Origin of the sequence: Ureibacillus sp. FSL E2-3493 (genome assembly GCF_038077515.1) — a bacterium.
Taxonomy (GTDB): domain Bacteria; phylum Bacillota; class Bacilli; order Bacillales_A; family Planococcaceae; genus Ureibacillus; species Ureibacillus halotolerans.
In genome coordinates this window covers 518,510-538,635 of record NZ_JBBOPK010000001.1, presented here as the reverse complement: position 1 = coordinate 538,635, position 20,126 = coordinate 518,510, and the positions used below count along the sequence as shown (strand labels likewise).

At 36.7% G+C, this 20,126-nt stretch carries 19 protein-coding genes and 1 other annotated feature; of the genes, 5 read left to right on the top strand and 14 right to left on the bottom strand.

What is annotated here, in order from left to right:
• Positions 1-21: 21 nt before the first annotated feature.
• From MHH69_RS02930 to MHH69_RS02880, 11 genes are all read right to left on the bottom strand, one after another.
• Positions 22-1,161, bottom strand: coding sequence for a CaiB/BaiF CoA transferase family protein (locus MHH69_RS02930; protein ID WP_122970742.1), 1,140 nt, complete (start codon positions 1,159-1,161; stop codon positions 22-24).
• A 12-nt stretch (positions 1,162-1,173) separates the two neighbouring features.
• Positions 1,174-3,129, bottom strand: a complete 1,956-nt coding sequence (locus tag MHH69_RS02925) for a TRAP transporter permease (protein WP_122970743.1) — start codon at positions 3,127-3,129, stop codon at positions 1,174-1,176.
• An 11-nt stretch (positions 3,130-3,140) separates the two neighbouring features.
• A complete protein-coding gene (locus MHH69_RS02920; protein WP_158599662.1) occupies positions 3,141-4,100 on the bottom strand; it encodes a TAXI family TRAP transporter solute-binding subunit in 960 nt (319 codons plus the stop codon).
• 21 nt (positions 4,101-4,121) lie between these two features.
• Positions 4,122-4,928, bottom strand: a complete 807-nt coding sequence (locus MHH69_RS02915) for an enoyl-CoA hydratase/isomerase family protein (RefSeq protein ID WP_122970745.1) — start codon at positions 4,926-4,928, stop codon at positions 4,122-4,124.
• Between the two features lie 11 nt (positions 4,929-4,939).
• Entirely contained in the window at positions 4,940-5,992 is a 1,053-nt protein-coding gene (locus MHH69_RS02910) for an acyl-CoA dehydrogenase family protein (RefSeq protein ID WP_341361724.1), read from the bottom strand.
• Positions 5,989-7,131, bottom strand: coding sequence for an acyl-CoA dehydrogenase family protein (locus MHH69_RS02905; RefSeq protein ID WP_122970747.1), 1,143 nt, complete (start codon positions 7,129-7,131; stop codon positions 5,989-5,991). The genes MHH69_RS02910 and MHH69_RS02905 overlap by 4 nt, the downstream gene beginning before the upstream one ends.
• A gap of 341 nt (positions 7,132-7,472) precedes the next feature.
• The gene (locus tag MHH69_RS02900) at positions 7,473-8,123 is read right to left on the bottom strand and encodes a FusB/FusC family EF-G-binding protein (RefSeq protein ID WP_341361723.1); all 651 of its coding nucleotides are present in this window, start codon (positions 8,121-8,123) and stop codon (positions 7,473-7,475) included.
• A 139-nt stretch (positions 8,124-8,262) separates the two neighbouring features.
• Positions 8,263-8,532, bottom strand: coding sequence for a CD3324 family protein (locus MHH69_RS02895; RefSeq protein WP_122970749.1), 270 nt, complete (start codon positions 8,530-8,532; stop codon positions 8,263-8,265).
• A gap of 440 nt (positions 8,533-8,972) precedes the next feature.
• Positions 8,973-9,161 carry a hypothetical protein gene (locus tag MHH69_RS02890; protein ID WP_122970750.1) on the bottom strand — a complete coding sequence of 63 codons (189 nt, stop codon included), beginning with the start codon at positions 9,159-9,161 and terminating at the stop codon, positions 8,973-8,975.
• A gap of 12 nt (positions 9,162-9,173) precedes the next feature.
• A complete protein-coding gene (locus MHH69_RS02885; RefSeq protein WP_122970751.1) occupies positions 9,174-10,367 on the bottom strand; it encodes a class I SAM-dependent rRNA methyltransferase in 1,194 nt (397 codons plus the stop codon).
• 137 nt (positions 10,368-10,504) lie between these two features.
• On the bottom strand, positions 10,505-11,389 hold the full coding sequence (locus tag MHH69_RS02880) for an AraC family transcriptional regulator (protein WP_122970752.1): 885 nt from the start codon (positions 11,387-11,389) through the stop codon (positions 10,505-10,507).
• Between the two features lie 117 nt (positions 11,390-11,506).
• Between MHH69_RS02880 and MHH69_RS02875 the strand changes: the two genes are divergently transcribed.
• Together MHH69_RS02875 and MHH69_RS02870 are read left to right on the top strand one after the other, a co-directional pair.
• The gene (locus MHH69_RS02875; RefSeq protein ID WP_122970753.1) at positions 11,507-12,424 is read left to right on the top strand and encodes an EamA family transporter; all 918 of its coding nucleotides are present in this window, start codon (positions 11,507-11,509) and stop codon (positions 12,422-12,424) included.
• Between the two features lie 143 nt (positions 12,425-12,567).
• Complete coding sequence (locus tag MHH69_RS02870) at positions 12,568-12,999, top strand: GNAT family N-acetyltransferase (RefSeq protein ID WP_122970754.1); 432 nt, start codon at positions 12,568-12,570, stop codon at positions 12,997-12,999.
• 160 nt (positions 13,000-13,159) lie between these two features.
• Here the strand turns inward: MHH69_RS02870 and MHH69_RS02865 are convergent, their stop codons facing one another.
• Positions 13,160-13,375 (bottom strand): YjcZ family sporulation protein, encoded by a 216-nt coding sequence (locus MHH69_RS02865; protein ID WP_341361722.1) that lies wholly within the window; start codon positions 13,373-13,375, stop codon positions 13,160-13,162.
• Positions 13,376-13,633: 258 nt separating this feature from the next.
• Between MHH69_RS02865 and MHH69_RS02860 the strand changes: the two genes are divergently transcribed.
• Positions 13,634-13,810 (top strand): hypothetical protein, encoded by a 177-nt coding sequence (locus MHH69_RS02860; RefSeq protein ID WP_341361721.1) that lies wholly within the window; start codon positions 13,634-13,636, stop codon positions 13,808-13,810.
• Between the two features lie 106 nt (positions 13,811-13,916).
• On the opposite strand, the gene tyrS is transcribed toward MHH69_RS02860, so the two are convergent.
• Positions 13,917-15,131 carry a tyrosine--tRNA ligase gene (gene tyrS / locus MHH69_RS02855; RefSeq protein WP_341361720.1) on the bottom strand — a complete coding sequence of 405 codons (1,215 nt, stop codon included), beginning with the start codon at positions 15,129-15,131 and terminating at the stop codon, positions 13,917-13,919.
• A gap of 83 nt (positions 15,132-15,214) precedes the next feature.
• Positions 15,215-15,467: a binding site (T-box leader), on the bottom strand.
• Between the two features lie 715 nt (positions 15,468-16,182).
• Between tyrS and MHH69_RS02850 the strand changes: the two genes are divergently transcribed.
• On the top strand, positions 16,183-17,307 hold the full coding sequence (locus MHH69_RS02850; RefSeq protein ID WP_341361719.1) for a LysM peptidoglycan-binding and 3D domain-containing protein: 1,125 nt from the start codon (positions 16,183-16,185) through the stop codon (positions 17,305-17,307).
• Positions 17,308-17,396: 89 nt separating this feature from the next.
• Here the strand turns inward: MHH69_RS02850 and MHH69_RS02845 are convergent, their stop codons facing one another.
• On the bottom strand, positions 17,397-17,729 hold the full coding sequence (locus MHH69_RS02845; protein WP_341361718.1) for an MmcQ/YjbR family DNA-binding protein: 333 nt from the start codon (positions 17,727-17,729) through the stop codon (positions 17,397-17,399).
• 206 nt (positions 17,730-17,935) lie between these two features.
• On the opposite strand from MHH69_RS02845, the gene MHH69_RS02840 reads away from it, so the two are divergent.
• Positions 17,936-20,092 carry a YhgE/Pip domain-containing protein gene (locus tag MHH69_RS02840; RefSeq protein WP_341361717.1) on the top strand — a complete coding sequence of 719 codons (2,157 nt, stop codon included), beginning with the start codon at positions 17,936-17,938 and terminating at the stop codon, positions 20,090-20,092.
• The last annotated feature ends 34 nt before the right edge of the window (positions 20,093-20,126 follow it).

Genomic DNA, 20,126 nt, shown 5'->3' with positions numbered 1-20,126 from the left:
ATTGTTAAGTGAATTCAAACATTACACTTTCAAAGAATTTAAATATTCCGACGTATGTTCTCCTAATAGTGGAGGAGCTTGATCATAGGAAATGTTTAAACTTGAATGTTGTAATGGATTTTTAACGAATTTCACCTTTCCGTATACCGGATGTTCCAATTCTCCGATTAAGTTCCTTGCTTTTACTTGAGGCTGTTCCAAAGCTTCTTCTATTGTATTAACTCGACCACCAGGAATTTTATGTTGTTGCAATAAGCTTAACCATTCATCCCTCGACTTTGAAACAGTAATTTCTTGTAGAAGTTCCGTCAACTCTTGTTCATTTTGTTTTCTTAATGTATTTGTTTTAAAACGTGGATCTTCTGCCCATTCTTTACGACCGATCATATGACAAAACTTTTTAAATTGGGCATCTGTACCGATACAAAACATTAACGGTCCATCCGCGCAAGGGAATACTTGATATGGTGCAACATTGTTATGTTTATTGCCTAATCGTTTTGAAACAAAATGGGCATTTAAATAAGCACTGGATACATTGGCAAGGCTACTTAATTGAACATCAAGGAGAGCCAAATCAATAAACTGGCCTACATTTGTTTGATCCCGTAAGCGTAACGCTGCTAAAATCCCTATCGCTACATAATTAGAAGTTAAAATATCTGATATAGGTACACCGACTTTTGTCGCTTCCCCTTCCGCATCCCCGGTTACATCCATTAAACCACTCATTGCTTGAATTACTGGATCGAAGCCCGGCTCATTCGCAAGGGGGCCAGTTTGACCAAAACCCGTTACAGCACAATAAATAATTCGAGGGTTCACTTTCTTTAATACTTCGTAACTTAACCCCATTCGTGCCATATCGCCCGTTTTAAAATTTTCTAATACGACATCCGCATCTGCAACGAAAGATAAAAATTTCTCTTTATCTTCTTGTTTTTTTAAATTTAATACAATTGATTTTTTATTTCGATTGGCACAAAGATAGTACGTACTTTGGTCATTCACAAATGGCCCCCAATCCCGCATGCTATCTGAACCATCGGGATGTTCAATTCGGATGACCTCTGCCCCTAAATCTGCCAATAACATAGACCCGGCAGGTGCCGCATAAACCCTTGATAAATCTAACACACGAATTCCGTCTAATGGGCGCATACTTCACCCTCCTTACTCTTCAATTAATGTCGTAACAGGGTTCGCCTTTTCCTTCATTAGAAGTTGGGTAGCTACGATACAGCCTACAGCGACTAAAGCAATGATATTGACGAGTAATGTTGTATCCATCAAACTAATCCCTGCTACGATAAGTAACACTCTTTCGATTAAAAATGTTTTTCTAAACATAAAGCCTTTAAGTCCCGCCGCTAGCACGACTCCACCAACTATTGCTGTAATAGCTGCAAATAAATATTCGGTTACTGTACCACCCGTTAATAATAATGTTGGATTGAATATAAAGAAGAACGGAACGATAAATCCGATTAACCCTAACCGAACAGATTCAACGGACACTTTATTCGCCGATTCCCCTGCAATTCCCGCTGCTGCATAGGATGCTAATGCAACTGGAGGCGTAATACTTGATAGGGCTGCGAAATAGAAGGCAAACATATGGGCAGCAATTGGCGCTACACCTAGTTTCGTTAAAATAGGAACAGAAATCGTCGCAACGATAATATAGGCCGCTGTTGCTGGTACCCCCATACCTAAGACGATACTAATAAATGCTGTCAGTAACGCAGCTAGAAGCACGCTTTCACCTGCAAACCCTAGAATATTATTACCTATTATTAAGCCGGCACTTGTTAACGTAATCGTCGCAATAACAACCCCTACAATGGCGCAGGCAATCCCAACATTAATAACACCTTTTACCCCTTCAACAATCGAATCTAGTACGAGTTGGAAACTCATACGTGTACTTTTTCGAATGGCTGCAGCTGGAACGACAGAAAGTAACGAGAAGATTGCCGCGTACAAAGGAGAAAATCCTGCAAATAACATCACTAGGAGAATGAGTAAAGGGATAAAAAGATGACCGCCTTCTTTTAACACCTTTTTTGCTTCAGGTAAATTTTCTTTGGAAATCCCTGATAAGCCCATCTTCTTCGCTTCAAAATGGACGATCATAAACAACGTTAAATAATAGAGGATAGCTGGGATGATGGCCGCCAGTAAAACAACGGAATACGGTACCCCGAGATATTCCGCCATAATAAAGGCCGCTGCCCCCATAACAGGTGGCGCAATTAACCCGCCCGTAGATGCAACGGCTTCCACTGCACCGGCAAATTTCTTTGAATAGCCCGCTTTTTTCATCATAGGGATCGTAACCGTACCTGTCGTTACGACATTACTTACCGCGCTACCACTAACGGTTGCCATTAAAGCGCTTGCAAAAACGGCTACCTTTGCAGGGCCACCTGCTGTTCTACCTGCAACTGTCAAAGCTAAATCGTTAATGAAATCGGAAAAACCACTGTTTTTTAGAAAAGCACCGAACAATACAAAAACAAAAATGTATGTCGCCGAAACGCCTAGTGCTGTTCCAAATACCCCTTGACCTCCCCAATACATAATATTGATGACACGCTCTAAACTAAATCCATAGTGCCCTAATATGCCAGGTATATAAGCACCAAAAAAATTGTATGCCAAGAAGAATAGGGCGATTATCGTCAATCCCTTTCCAACAACACGACGGCTTGCTTCAAATAATAGAAGTAATGCGATCCCGCCGATAAAAATATCCAATGTGGAATTTTCCCCACCACTTCGTACAAAAGCATCGTAAGTAAACAGGAAATAGAAAATTACTAATATAGATAATCCAATACATAGAAGATCAAAGATCGTCGGTAGCTTCCGTGATCCTACACTCTTTTTAGTAGCCGGATAAAAGACAAAACTAAATAATAGAAGAAAACCTAAATGCCAAGCTCGGAACTTGACTGCATCCATGACACCGAAACTACTCATATATAATTGGAATAGAGTCCAAATGATTGCGACTATTACGATACCCTTTCCAAAAATACCGATATACTTTCGTGAGTTTAAATTTTTCTTCTCCAAATCCATTAACTCTTGCATATCATGATTTGTTAGATCCTTCGTAGTCATTTGAATCCCCCCTATTCCAATATGCCAATTTCTTTATAGTATTTTTCAGCCCCTGGATGAAGCGGTACACCCGCAGTACCTTCAATTGCTTTTTGAGGATCAAACTGATTTGCAATACTATAGGATTTCTTTAGTTCATCAACATTTTCCCATAGTAGCTTTGTCAGTCGATAGGCAGCATCTTCTGAAACACTTTCGTCAATTACAATCGTGCTATATTGACCAACCGTCGTAATCGGTTCTGGCTGTTTATCGTACGTATTTGCTTCAATGACATACTCAAAGTTCCACGGGTAATCTTTTACCAATTGATCGATGGCATCAGGTGAAAAACTGAGCACCTTCGAATCAATTGTTGAAATTAATTCGGTCGTTGCCGCTGCAGGTACCCCAGAATAAATATTTACCCCATCGACTTGACCGTTTCTGATTAAATCCGTCGCTTCCGTAAACCCGACATAATTGGCATTCACATCATCAATGCTTACACCATGGGCTTCAAGAACAAGCTTCGATTCTAATTCAGTAGAGCTACCGGCAGCACCAAAAACAAAACTTTTCCCCTTCAAATCTTCAATGGATTGAATATCTTCATCATCAACTACTACAATATGACTGACGTTCGGGTAAAGATTGGCTAAAATTCGAACTCCATCGTATTGTTTTCCTTTAAAGGAACCTTCCCCGTTATATGCATCATAGGCAATATTCACTGTAGTGAATGCTAAATTGGCTTCCCCTTTGCTCATTAAATTTAAATTTTCCACACTGCCATTCGATGCTTGGGAAGCAACAAGCTGTTCCATCTCTTTTGTCCATAATGTTGAAAGACCTGCCCCTAAGGAATAAAATACCCCTGTTGTTGTACCTGTTGTGAAAATAAGCGGCTCCCCATACCGTTCCACATTACTTTGACACCCCATTAAAAGACCTAGACATAACAGTACCGTTACGAAAAGGTTACGTTTCATCCCCATTTCCCCTTTAACTGCTTATTTAAAGACAGCTTTGCGTTTTTCCAACACTGCATTAACCCCTTCTTTATGATCTGGCAATTCCGTTACGATTCCCATTTTAGAAGAAATATAGTCTAATGAAGATCGTAGACTCATCGTCTGGCTTTGATAAATCGCCCGTTTAATAATTCGAATCGCTTCCTGTGGACCTTTACTTAACTTTTCCACATAAGATTGCACAAATGTGTCCAGTTCCCCATCTGGTACAACAAAAGTGACCAATCCTTTTTCTTTTGCTTCCTCCGCCGTTAGGATTCGCGCCGTCCATAACATATCCAACGCCTGATCGATTCCGACTAGTTTCGGTAAAAAGTAAGCGCCTCCATCTCCTGGCACAATCCCTACATTAATATAACTTTCTGCAAACTTAGCAGATTCTGCAGCAATTCGAATATCGCACATTAAGGCCATATCGAGACCAGCCCCCATAGCATATCCATGCATTTGGCAAATGACCGGCTTATCAATCTCCTCTAAAAGCAACGGGATTCGTTGTATTTTTTTCCAAAGGGAGTTCTTTCGAGCAAGGGCTGTAGAAGTCGTATCCTCTTTACTTTCATAGAACCCTTTACCGGCAACCATCGCTTTAACATCCCCGCCAGCACAAAAGGATTTGCCATTCCCCTTTAGCAGGACAACTCGAATTTCATCCCGATCCCTTATTTCTTCTAATGCCGCTATCCAGTTTACAATCATTTCTTCACTGAAGGCATTGTAGCTTTCAGGCCGGTTTAACGTAATCGTGGCAATAGAGTCCTTTACTTCAAATAATAAATCCGGCATATGCATCCCCCTTAAATATGTTCCATTTGTTTCTTCGTTGTTAACTGTTCCCATAAAGTTGCTGACGATTGTAACCATTTATTCGCCAGTTCTTTTTTCCAAAAACGGCCTGTGTAATCTTCGTCACGCCATGCCCATAATCGGCGTGTATAGTGATGTAATCGGTGTTCATGGGTAACACCTAACGCGGCATGTACTTGGTGGGCTGAAGTAGCAACGATTCGACTGGAGTCTTCTATTTTTAATCTGGCAAAGGCTACTTCATCATGGACTTCCCCTTGTTGTAATAGAGCGATGACGTTTTCCATCGCCGCTGCCGTTAACGCCTGTTCTCCAGCTAAAGTAGCTAAATGTTGCTGAACTAATTGAAAACGATGAATCGGACGACCAAACTGTTCCCGCTCTTTACTAAATTGGACTGATAATTCAAATGCCCGATCTATCGCACCAGTCATTTTACAAATGGTAGCAATCGTCTGTAATTTTTGAAGGAACGTAAATTGTTCTTGTGTAATAGATTGGCATGTTACAACAGCTGCATCGGTAAAGGTAACATGGTCCCGTGGTTCTGCTGCAACGTTCATTTCATGTTTTATTTGAGCATCCTTTAAATCTAGCAATACGATAAACTCTGTTCCTTGCTCTGAAGCTAAAGTTACAAGTTTCTTCGCATATCTCGCCCACGGAACATAGTGTAGGGCTCCTGAAACTTTTCCGTTTACGATGGCTAAAGGGTTTGCGTGTAAATGGACTGTCGTTAATTCATTCATTGGGTGAATATTGGCATTTTCCAGTACGACATTGGCAAAAGTATGCTCAACAAAAGGAATAGGAGCTGCATATTTCCCCATTAATCGGTATAAATGAAATAGATCTTCATAATCTCCTCCAGCTCCGCCATGCTCTTCTCGAACAGCTACTTGTTGCAGCTCATTCTCCAACATAATGTCCCATATATGTTGGGGCCACGTATTTTCTTCTAAAAGATCGACCATTTCCTTTTCAACCTTATCATTGAGTATTTTTTCAACAACATCGACAATCATGTCTTTCATTTCGCTCATCCTGCAATCACTCCTTTCGCGATAATGCCGTATAGTACTTCTGATGTTCCACCACGGATTGTAAAGCCTGGTGCATGAAGAATAGACTCTGCTAGGAATCTATTCATTTTCTGTTCCGCTTGTAGTTGTGGATAAACATCCATTAAAAGACGAACGACTTCAGGAACTTTTTGTTCAAATTTCGTTCCAATACTTTTAACAAGGGCTGCAGGTACCATTACTTCCCCGCCTTCTTCGAGCACTTTGGCTACTCCGATGGATAAATTACGCAAGCTCCATAATTCAGCTACTAGTTTAGAAGCTTCCGCTAAACCTTCTAGATTGTGCTGTCGTTTTAATTCTTCAATTGCTTCATTTAATAATGGGAAGGTACTTAATATCCTTTCTGGGCCACTTCGTTCATATGCTAGTTCAGCTAAACCTTGTGCCCAACCATTTCCTAACGTTCCGACAACCATTTCATCCGGCACAAACACGTTATCAAAAAATACATCATTAAAATGATGTTCCCCAGTCAAATAACGAATAGGTGAAATTGTTACTCCTTCAGAATTTAAATCGATAATTAATTGGCTAAGACCGGAATGCTTCTTCTCGGAAACAGGTTCTGTACGAACGAGGGTCACCATATAGTGGGCATGTTGGGCATTACTGCTCCACGTCTTGGCACCATTCACAACCCAGCCACCTTCTACTTTTTCAGCTCTCGTTTTCACGGACGCTAAATCAGAACCACTATTCGGTTCACTAAGCCCAATCGCAAAGAAGCATTCCCCTTTTACAATTTTAGGCAAGAAGAAATTTCTTTGTTCTTCTGTACCGAATCGTAATAAAAGAGGACCCGTTTGGCGATCTGCAAACCAATGGGCCGCAACGGGAGCTCCAAAGGCTAAAAATTCTTCCGTTAAAATATAGCGATCAATCGAACTACGCTCCCCACCCCCATATTTTTTAGGCCACGTCATGCCGATCCATCCTTTTTCTGCCACTAGCTTCGAAAAATTGGCATCACAGCCACTTAACCAGGAATCGCATTTCGTTTGAAATGTCCCCTTACTCAACTCGTCTTGTAGGAAAGCACGAACCTCTTCCCGAAACCTCTCCTGTTCTTTTGTAAATTGAACCGTTGGTAATTTCAAAACAACACACCCCTTTACGCATTTGCGGTAACTGTTACTATATATTAATATTTTATATTTTCTGAATATTATAGTCAAACCGTTTTCAACAAATAAATTGATTAAAACAGAATTTTTATTGTAAAATAGAGAATTTTTATGTCTGATGTACAAGCTATTTAATATTTAGAAATAACTGTTCGATTCATTATGTTCAAAACGATTTTGGATATCGGAGAGATAATTCAATCTAAAAGTTAAAATTTCCTTATATTAAAAAAATGAAAAAATTTTTTATTAACGAAAGAGCAAAATAAAAAATGATGCCTGCATCAGACACCATTTCCTGATTGTGAAAATAGTTATATTCCTAGTGAGTCTTTTAAAAAGCCCTCTAAATAATCTACATTCGTCATTTTTTTATTACATTCACTACCATCGGCACAAATATAGTTGCCAATTGATCGATAATAATCTGGATTTTTTGTTTTCTTCGTTTTCGTTACCGTAGAAATTTGGGAAACTTCACCAAAACAATTACAGAAGGAACAAAGATTTTTTTTAGTAGTCGATGAAAATTCGCATTCAATACCAACCATTTTCCCTTCTAATTCATAGATGATTATTTTTCTATTGGATCTTAAGTCGTTCCAGCTTAAATAGGTTAGCTGACGATGATCGATATTCGATAAATCCGGCAACTTTAATTTTTTTTGTTTTGGGAACATTTTTTTTAATTGCTGCTCCGTCATTATTGGGAATGGAAGCAAATATTCCGAAAGATGCTGAATGTATTGTTCATAGTCCGATTCTGTTTTCAGTTTGGAAACGTCGAGCATTTCACTTTGTTCATCTGATAAATGGGGAAATAAATCCATGATTTTAGCATTCGCTAGGTCGATTACAGTTGCTAATACATTTTTTGGAACATTCTTGTTCTTGCTGTCCTTAATAAATGTAATTTGCTTTTTTATAAAGTTTAACTGTTCATTTTTAATAAATTTTTCAGTCATTTGTATTTCTCCAATCACTTATACTATCTTTCCATTTATTTTAAACAGAACCGTAAAGTAGTTATATGGAAAAAATCATTTAGAAACGTTTTTTACATAAAACGGCACTGATGAATTACTTTTCACCAGTGCCGTTCATTTACTTTTTATGTGAATACACAATTTTTTTAATCGTTTCAATGGAAAGATAATATTCCTCTGCCAATTGTTGAATACTGCTGCCGCTAATAAAAGCATTTCGAATAGCAGCATTACGGCGATCAAGTAACCGCCTTCCTCCACTTCGAGCTCCCCATTTCTCATACTCCGTTTCTTGCTTTGGAATATAAATGGTTTCTCCTTGGACATATTTTTGAATTTCGTTAATGAGCTTTTCAGGTAAAATTTTGTTTGCGTTCGTATACTTCAATATTGCTCGCCCCTTATTTCAATTTTGGAAAAAATAAGGTGCAAAGCCAGCATATTAGAAAAGCTTATAAAGCGATAAATTAAATGTTTCGCCCCATGCAAAGTATCGCCTTTCCAATAATAGGCTTTGCATGAGTGGAAGAAGTACTAGAAAATCGTTTATGATTCCCCATCAGTAAGCACCCCCTTTAATTCATCATTATATCCGAAGCTACCCTATTATTGAATTGTTTTCCTTACATGCAAGTGAATAGAGGCAATTACTTTAAAACTACTTGCTATAGCGTAGTATCTAATATTAACTTACTATGAGTCGCAAGTAAGGCGTTACAACAAAAATAAATAAAGTATAAATACTTGTATGAGTAGATTTCTTTTAAAATTTTATATTTCCCTAAAAAACCCCCCTGTTTCATTGTTTAACTGAAACAGAGGGTTTTATTATTGCATACGTTCTAATTCTTGATATTCCTTCATATATGGGCCATTATCAGCGACCATTGAGTGAAATAGCGTTTTTATTGCTAAGTTTTTCTCTAGGCCCATTTCTACTTTTATTTTCTTTAACTCATTATGCAGTTCCCGGTGTTGGTTAATCAATTTCGTCATTGCCTTTTTATTATATTTCACATTTTCACATCCTTAGTTCATTACTTTTATAATGACAACTTTTAAATAATTAAATTCAGGAAAGTTATGTGGTACCGTAAAATCCTCTGGCAACTGATACTCTTCTATAATTTTGTAGCGAGTATTTTTTTCCTTGAACGCTTTATCAATAAATGTTTTAAACTTTTTCATATTAAAGCTTGCGTTATTCGTTGATGCAATAATCGTACCGCCTTCATTTGTAATGTCCAACGCATCTTTTAATAGCTTAGGATAATCCTTTGCCGTACTGAACGTCATTTTTTTCGTACGGGCAAAGCTTGGCGGATCCAATACGACAATATCAAATTTCAACTGATGACGTGCTGCATAACTAAAGTAATCAAAGACATTCATGACTTTAATGTCCTGGGATTCATGATTGATATCATTCACCTGGAATTGCTCAATCGTTTTTGGTAAGCTACGTTTCGCCAAGTCTACACTTGTTGTTCCTAACGAACCACCAAGTGCTGCCGCTACAGAAAAGGCACCCGTATAAGAAAAAGTATTCAGCACGGTTTTCCCATTAGAGTGATCATGCAAAGCTTTTCGAACATTCCGCTGATCTAAGAAAATTCCTGTCATGGCACCATCATTTAAATCTACCGCATACTTCATCTTATTTTCCAAAATAATTAATGGAAATTCACCTTTTTCCCCTGACACGTAATCATCTTGTCCCACATATTGGCCATTTGTATGAAACCGTAATTTTTCATAAACTCCACGCGTATTGACTACTTCATCAAGGGCTTGATAGATGTCCTCTTTAAACGAATAAATTCCTTCACTATACCAGCTCACCATATAAAAACCGTTGAAGAAATCGATTGTTAAACCACCAATTCCATCCCCTTCACCATTAAAAACACGGAAGGCAGTTGTATCTTCTGATGTATAAAGGTTTGCCCGTTTAGCTACCGCTTCACTTATCTTTTTGGCAAAAAACTTTTTATCAATTTGTTCCTTTTCCTTTCGGGTTAAGACCCAGCCAATGCCTTTATTTTGCATACCGTAATACCCTGTTGCAATATAACCACCATTTTTATCAACTAAGTGTAATAAACTTCCCTCGTCCATCTCACTTGTGGAAGGTTCAATCGCATCTTTTAAAATTAAAGGATAACCATTTGTAATATCTTTAATTGCTTTAGATTGTAATCGTACTTCTCTTAACTGTCTCATTTAGTCATCCTTTTTATGTTTAATCTATACATTATGCCACTTTTCATCCTAATAAGCGAAAAAAGAGTGGTGACCATTCAAAATAAGTTACTACTTCACTTTTTTAATTGTATTGCCCATCCTATTTCAAACATAGTTCAATTCGTTTTCATCTTCTTATAGGCTAGCGGTGTTATTTTCATAGATTTTTTAAATTGTTCAATGAAGTAGCTTGTACTATTGAAGCCTACTAGATAGGCTACGTCTGTAACATTAAGGTGCGATTGTTGAAGTAGAATGAAGCTTTTCTGAATCCGATAATCGGTTACGTAACTCAAAGGCGTTTTCTTTAAATAACGTTTGAAGTAGCGACAACATTCAGAGCGACTTAAATGACCAGCTTGCGCAATATCTTCCAATAAAATTTTTTCTGCATAATGTTGATGAATCCAATTGAGCATTTCCTTCATCCGCTCATTTTTTAACGCTTCCTTCTGTTCGTACTCTAACGGTACACCGTTTTTAATTAAATTTTTCCATATGGATGTTAACTGCATGCTAATATCTATTTCATAATAGGTGGCCTTTTCTTTAATAATCCCCGAAATTTCCTTGATTGATTGTAAAATTTGATATGCCCATAACTCCTTTGGAGACAGCCGTAAATAAGGAATATTTGTTGCATGAATATATGGGTCTACAAAATGGGCATAAAGTTCATGGGACAATACGAAACTTGGTGAAACGTTTAAACAAATATAAACACAACCCGTACCCTTTTGATCTTTTGCCATGTGTAAACAACCAGTATTGATAAAAATCCCTTCCCCTTCCCGAACAATGATTTTATCTTCATTTATTTGAAACATAGCTTCCCCTTTTATAACGACAACGAACTGAAATTCTTCATGCCAATGAAGCGGTATAAATCCATTAATATTATCGTTAATCGTCGTTTCATAACATGCCATCGGTAACACGACGGTACGATGTTCGGTTAACTCTTTTAAACTTTCGTCCACGGTAAAATTTTTAATTTGCATTTTACCACCTCAATATCCTTATATTTTTAAGTTCAATCTATATATTATTTCGTATATTTTTTCATTATTATAGAAAATGTTATCACACTATTTTTATATTTGAAGGTGGCAATATCGATGAATCGACAAAAAGGAATCGTTCTTGTACTAATTGGAGCGGTATTTTGGGGAATTGGCGGGACGGTTTCCAAAAAGCTTTTTCAACAATATGCTATTGATGTAGATTGGCTTGTAACAACCCGATTACTAATAGCAGGTGTATTACTGTTAGGAGTACAGTATTTTACAAAGGATCGCTCCCAAATATTTCGTGTTTGGAAAAATCGTAGAGTAGCAATTCCATTAGTGATTTTCGGGTTAATTGGAATGCTCGGCGTTCAATATACATATATGGCATCGATTGAACATGGCAATGCTGCTGTTGCAACTTTATTGCAATATTTAGCGCCCGTTATGATTATTATTTATTTACTACTCCGTAAACAAAGCATATTGACGCGGGGAGATATGTTAACCGTTTCCTTAGCACTTCTCGGTTGTTTTTTCTTATTAACTAATGGTTCCCTTTCCCAATTATCCGTCCCTCCTCTAGCAATTATTTGGGGATTTTTATCTGGTGTTGCTTTAGCCTTTTATACGTTATACGCGATTCCTTTACTAAAGCAATTTGATTCCCTCGTTATCGTCGGGTGGGCAATGATCATCGGAGGGATTGCTTTAAGTCTTATCCACCCGCCTTGGCAAATTAACTTGAGCAACTTTACGTTGGACACTTATTTATATTTAGTTTTCGTTATTATTTTCGGGACAATGATTGCCTTTTGGTTTTATATTGAAAGCTTACAAAGCCTAGCCCCTAAAGAATCTAGTCTTTTAGGTAGTGTAGAGCCATTAGCTGCTGTTTTAACAACGGTCTTTTGGTTAAAGGAACCCTTTGGCATTTATCAATGGCTCGGTACTCTGTTTATTATGATCATGATCGTTATACTTGCAATGAATAAAGGAAAATCTTCAGACAATCGCGAGGCCACATAAGGGGATTTAAGGGATAGTACCGATAAACACGGTATTATCCCTTTACTTTTAAACAGTTCAAGAAATTTTGTTGAATTTACAACAAAATTCATTCAATATAGATTGTATGATGACTTGTTTATGAAGAAAGGGTTGAAAAAGAAATGGAATCAAAAAGAATATTAACTGAAGAGGATTTATCAATTGCCTTTGACATTAGAAAAGAAGTATTTGTAAAGGAGCAAGGTGTTCCTCTATCAGAAGAGTTTGACGAATTTGATACTTTAGATGCCCCATGCAAACACATATTAGTTTATTATAATGAGCAACCTGTTGGAACAGGACGAGTTCGTTTCGTTGATAGTTATGGGAAGTTAGAGCGAATCTGCATTTTAGAACCTTACCGTAAATACGGTTTAGGGAAAGTGATTGTGAAAGTGTTAGAAGAAATAGCAAAGGAAAACGGTGTCGATAAAGTAAAATTACATGGCCAAACCCATGCAGAAGGGTTTTATCATAAGCTAGGTTATGAAACAGCTTCTGATGTCTTTATGGAGGATGGCATTCCTCATGTCCTAATGACAAAAAAATTCTAATAAAAAAGACACCTAAATTTTTCTTTAGGTGTCTTTCGTCTTTAGCTGTCTTATATTGAGTGCTTTATAAAGGAAAATACATTTTTTTAAGAAGGGATTAATTGAATAGATATTTTGAGATGGCAGTCAAACTACCTATTTTGTCATTCCTATGGAAATATTAGCAATCATCATGTTTCTTTTTAGCAAAGTGAGCACCTACAATGATTAATAGGATAAACAGTACAACGATTAAGACAAATTCCTTTCTATTGCCTTTACCTTCGTAAGCTCCTCCTACATTACCGTAATCGTTACAGTAATCATAAGCTCCTCCTACATTGCCATAATCGTTACAGTAATCATAAGCTCCTCCTACGTTATTACCACAACCCATACCATTCACCTCCTTTACCACCATATTTTATGGTTCGTTTTGAAGGTGATAGTGTACAAAAGTGGAGTTCCAAAATTTTTTATAAAATTTTTTGCTGAAAATGAATTCTTCTTCTTTTAACCATAAACGCTACTATAACCATTTCGTAAAACTTTAATTACCATAACTAGTAAAATCGTTTGCCCGTTTACTTTTGAAATTGCCATATGTATAAGTTCATCTACTCCAGCAAAAACTTTTATAAAGGAGTGATACAACTTGGAAAAAAAGGATAATTACCCTACAACGGCACCAAAAAAGAAGGAATTTACGATTGAAACGAATTCTAACTTAGAAAATGCCATTGAGAACTCTGTAAATAAGCATAAAGAGTATGAGGCTGTGAATATTTCAATCGGTGCGGACGAAATTAAACAACAAAACGAAAATTTATAATATGGTTATTCTGTCTCTATGACTTTAGAAAGAAAAATCTGCCTACTCTCACGAGTTTAGTGTAAACACTTTTTCGTAAGAGTGGCGCAGATTTTTTAATTAACCTTTATTTAATGAAACGAATAAATCGTTTTTTCCCAATTTGTAATACTTCTTCATTCATTAATACTCGATCTAAGTCATCTTCATTAATTTTTTCTTTATTCAGTTGAACACCCTTTTGTTTCATTAGACGTAAAAATTCACTTTTACTTTTTATGAAACCTTTTTCAATTAGTTGAGGAATGATGTCTTTAATGGTCTCTGCACCTATTTCGATTAGTAGCTCTGGTATATTTTCAGGTATATCTTTCTTGCTAAAAGCTGCTTCAAAATAGGCTATCGCTCTTTTCGTCTCTTCTTCGCCCCAGTATAAGCTCGTAATAATTTTGGCTAATTTTAATTTTACATCCTTTGGATTGGCGCCATTTTCTAGAAGGTTTTTTATTTTTTCAATTTCATCTGGATGTTCATCTGTGGCTAACTCAAAGTATTTTAGAATCAGTTTATCCGGTACTTCCATTACCTTTTTAAACATTACTTCAGCCGGTTCGCTGACACCAATGTAATTCCCCAGACTTTTACTCATCTTTTCTACTCCGTCTAGCCCTTCAAGGAGTGGCATAAAAAGGGCAACTTGCTTTTCGAGTCCCCAATGTTTTTGCAGGGTGCGACCCATTAAAACGTTAAAGGTTTGATCGGTACCTCCTAATTCAATATCCACTTGAATTTCAACGGAATCATAAGCTTGCATTAAAGGGTAAAAAAATTCGTGAATGCCAATTGGCACTTGTCTGTTATAACGTTTTTGAAAATCATCCCGTTCTAAAATTCTCGCAACCGAAGTTGTTGCTGCTAATTGAAGAACTTCTTCAAAGGTTAACTTTGAAAGCCATTCACTATTAAAACGGACCGTTGTTTTGTTTGAATCTAGCACTTTAAAGATTTGCTCACAGTATGTTTGGGCATTAATTTGAACCTGCTCATCACTTAGAGCTACGCGTCCTTTTGCTTTGCCTGTCGGGTCACCAATTCGACCTGTAAAATCACCAATAATAATGACCACTTGGTGTCCTAAATCTTGCATTTGTTTTATTTTTCTTAAGACAACGGCATGGCCTAAATGAATATCCGGTGCAGAAGGATCCAATCCTAATTTAATCGTAAGCGGAGTCTTCGTTTGATAGGACTTTTCTAGTTTTCCTAATAACTCCTCTTTATTGACTACTTCATGAACACCTTTCATAATGATCTTCATTTGTTCTTCAGGTTTTACTAACATACGAACATCTCCTTGGAATATTATTTCTAATATTGCAAGTTCTATAAGAAACAAAGGATAAAAAAACGCCCTTTTGGATTAACCAAAAGGACGATTCATCTCGTGTTACCACCTTTAATTCATAAGCAACTCACATTGCTTATCTTCATAAGTACAGTCTTTTGACGATACTTTCGCACATGATGACGGGTGCTAAGCCGGCGTAGCCTACTAAGGAAATCCTATTCGGTACACAGCTCCAAGATGTATTCACAATCGTTCAACGTGCTCCTCTCATCAACCGGTCGCTTTCTGTCTGTTTACATGATTGCTACTAATTCTTTTCATAGCCTTTGTTCTTATACTCCGAAATGTTGAAAACAAATCTTCGTTATGCACATATTAATTGTTCTTTATTTTATCCATTCATTTCAATTTGTCAACATGAAAAATTTCTTCTTATATAAAGAAGCGTATTAATTAATCCTTTTTATCATATTTATCCCTGCGATTTCAAAAACGCATCCATTTATATAATCGTCTATCAGAACCTATTATTCCTATCCAAAAAGATGATTAAACTGGATTTATTAATCTAGATAACTTTTTGTTTTCATCATAATTGGATTTGTTATTCTTTCAATTTTGGATAGTAAGCAAAGTTCAATGACCCATTCAAATATTGGTGGATAGTCGTAATCGCTATATTTGGGGAGTAGCAAGTTTTTGTTTATTAGGTAATCGTTTAGTGGCTGATAGATTTATCACTTATATGGAAGATATTTATAAAGAATAGATAATAAATCAGTATGTTCCTTCCCGTATTGCAGAGATTTTTATGTTCCGTCATTCCAAAAACGATTATGAAATATTACAAAAGTAAATTCCGATTGGAACGGTACAAACTGGCTTTTTTCTCTTAATGTGGCTATGCCCCCTATATTATTCATTAATAGTATTGCAATATAAATGCCATAGACGTAAACGAATTAACACCTCCCTGTGCTTTTTGTCAGAAAAATCTATGTTAGGATTATTAAAAATTAGCAACAAGAACATGGAGGATAAATAAATGCTTAAAAAAATGATGTCAATTGTACCTGTTGCAGCACTTTCTTTAACTGTAGGTGCTACTGCACAAGCTGCAACGGTGACAGTGCAAAAGGGAGACACCCTTTGGGATTTAGCCCAAGAAAACAATACAACAGTAGAAAATATTCAATCAGTAAATCATCTTACAACTGACCTGATTCATCCTGGAGATTTCTTAACGATTCCAAGACAAAATGAATATGGTGTAAGATCTGGTGATACATTATGGGACATTGCTCGTCATCATGGAGTAACTGTTTCTCAAATTAAAGAATGGAATCAACTACATAGTGATTTAATTCACCCTGGGGATATCTTGACGATTGCCCAAGAATACTTCGTTGAAAACGGCGACACATTATGGGATATTGCTCGAAATCATGGGGTAACCGTTTCACAACTTAAAGAATGGAACGCTTTAAATTCGGATATTATTCATCCCGGCTTAAATTTAGTCATCTTTAAAGGTGGAGAAAGCCATCATTCTTCTTCACAAGTTCCACAAGAAAATCCAGTTGAAGAAAAAGCTCCCGTAACAGAGGAGAAAGTAGCGACAGAAAGTGCGTCTGAGCCAGCTGCACCATCTACTAATGAAGAAGTTGTTACAGAAAGTACAGAAGAGACGGCTCCTGTAACTAACGAAGAAGTTCCTGCAGAAAATACAACTGAAGAAACGACTCCTGCAACAACTGAGGAAACTTCAACGAAAAGTAAAGAAGAAGCAGCTCCTGCTACTAACGAGGAGGCTCCTGCGGAAAATACTACCGAAGAAACAGCTCCTGTAGCTGATGAAACTACAACATCAGAGGAAGCTCCAAAAGAATTTATTATGGAAGCAACGGCTTATACAGCGACATGTGAAGGATGTTCAGGTATTACAGCTACTGGAATTAACCTTTTAGAAAATCCAGATTTAAAAGTGATTTCCGTTGACCCAGAACTAATTCCACTTGGTAGTAAAGTGTATGTAGAAGGCTATGGAGAAGCAATCGCCGGAGACACTGGCGGCGCTATTAAAGGCAATCGAATTGATGTCTTTATCCCTGATAAACAAGATGCAATCGACTATGGTGTACAAACTGTAAAAGTGACAATTTTAGACTAGTAATATACAGACTATAATAGGATTTTAATAGCAAAAAGGGATCCAAAATTGGCCCTTTTTGCTTTTTTATGTTCATAATAGAACGTAAATTATTTAGCCTTCGTTAAATGGTAGCTCTCATTTATCATTTTATAAATTTCTTCTTCCGGAATGGTTCCATTAAGAATAATCGAGTTCCAATGATCTTTATTGAGATGGAATGCTGGAACTACAGAATCATAAACTTGTCGCCATAATTCAAGCATTCCAGGTTCACACTTTACATTGACCCATATATGGTGATCCTTTTCAAAAATCCATGCGAACACTTTTTTATTTTCTTTATGGCGCATTAATGTCCAATTTTTATCACGAAACGGATAATCTTCATATGTATTGCCTAACTTTAAGCAATAATCTATCACATCTTTTCTAGTTTTCATGGTTACCTCCCCTACAATCCATTTTTATCTTCCTTTGTCTTTTCAAATTCCAACTTTTCACAATAAATCCTTCTTTTAAGTATTACTTGATGATAGAATTGTTGAGCAGCGTTATACTTTTGGCTTGAATTATTTTAATAGATTTTACATAATTTAAAGGATTTTTCACATAATCAAATAAATACGAGAAGATTAGGATGAGTAGTATGTGGAGTATTTTTAAAAAGGATATTAAAAGTATTATTACTAACTGGGTTGCTGCCATACTTATCGGAGGTTTAATGCTATTACCTTCCTTATACGCATGGTTTAATATTAAAGCATCTTGGGATCCTTATAGTCAAACGGATCAGTTACCAGTAGCCGTAGTGAACGAAGATACGGGAGCTACAGTCCGTGATCAAGAATTGCACATTGGGGATGAAGTTGTTAAAGAACTGAAAGACAATAATGATATGGATTGGCATTTTGTTGACCGTAAAGAAGCAATGGATAAAGTGGAATATGGTGACTATTTTGCCGCTATTATCATTCCAGAAAATTTCTCTCAAAAGTTAGGAACGGTTATTGAGGATCACCCTGAAAAGGCAAAGGTCGAGTATTATGTGAATGAAAAAATAAACGCGATAGCGCCTAAAATTACCGCATCCGGTGCAGGCGGAATCGTCGATAACATTACAAGTAACTTTATTTCAACCGTGAACGGGACGATTTTTGAAAAGTTCAATGAATTAGGACTGGAAATTGAAAAGGATCTTCCAGACATTAAAAAATTTGAAGAGTATGTTTTCCAAATGGAAGAAAAACTACCTGAAATTCATACTTTATTAAATGAATCTTTAGCAGATGCAGAAAATGCGCAAGGCATGATTGATAAAGCTCAAGCGCTCGTTCCCGATGCAAAACGTGTGACGGGAGAAGGATTACAGACGATCGATGATACGACAGCGTTTTTGGAGAAAGCTGAAAATCGATTAAATGAAATTGCCCCTCAAGTTCAAGAAAATTTAGCGAAGGTACAGAGGATGGCGACGGAAGTAAACAATTTTATTAGTACTGTGCAATCTTCCGATATTAACTTGAACCAAGGAAAAGACATTAGTGATCAAATTAACAACCAAATCGCTACTTCCATTGAGAATATCGAAGCAATCGAGAGTGCCCTAACCCAACTTCAAGAACAAAATAATAATGAACAAGGTACAAACCAAGAACAAATTAATCAGGCACTTGAACAATTAGCTACTTTGAAAGGTCAACTGCAGACAATTCAAGAAAGCGGACAAAAGATAACAACATTCCTTTCTGATAAGCAGCAAGAACTGGACGAGTTAATCGGACAACTTCAAGAAATGGCTGCTACGACGGCAAGTGAGATTGATGCCTTTGTGAAACTATATAATGAAGAAATCGAGCCAACTGTGAAACAAGAAGTAGCCAATGCAAAGAAAACTTTAAGTGATGCTCGAGGAATATTAAGTGAAATTCAAAGGACCATTCCAGAAGTAGAGAAAATTCTTGCTAATACTGAAGGTAACTTAGGCAAAGGCGAAGATACGCTTAAAACAATATTAGGCGAATTCCCTTATGTGAACGATAAAATTAATCAATTAGCTGATCGCATTCGAGAAATCCAAGGTGAAACAAATATTAATGAAATCATTGAGCTACTGCGAAATGATCCAGAAGCTGAGAAAGGTTTCTTTGAAGAACCTGTCCTACTTAACAAAAACAGCTTATTCCCAATTGCAAACTATGGTACAGGTATGACACCTTTTTATACGGTACTTGCTATATGGGTAGGCGCCTTGTTATTAATTTCCTTGTTAGCTACAGGTGTCCATAATTCTATTGATTACACAGAAAAGCAAATCTATTTTGGTAAACTTTTAACCTTTATTACCATTGGCTTTGTCCAAGCTTTAATCGTGACATCCGGAGATATATTCATTTTAGGTGTGGATATTGCTGAACCTGTATGGTTTATCTTATTTGGACTGGTCATCAGTTTAGTATTTATATCCATTGTTTATACATTAGTTTCAGTATTTGGGGATGTCGGAAAGGCAATGGCTATTGTCTTTCTCGTATTGCAAATTGCTGGTTCTGGGGGAACTTACCCAGTCGCATTACTCCCTGAATTTTTCCAAACGATTCATCCGTTCTTACCATTCTCTTATGCAGTTGATCTAATGAGAGAAGCTGTAGGCGGTATTGTTTGGGAAAGAGTATACCGTGATCTGATGTTCTTAGTTTTATTCGGTATTATTGCATTATTAATTGGAACTTTCCTTAAAGGGCCATTAAGTAAAAAGACAAATGCATTAATGAAAAAATCGAAAGAATCCGGGTTATTTCACTAGTCATTAATCCATGTACTAACCTCCAAAAGTTAGA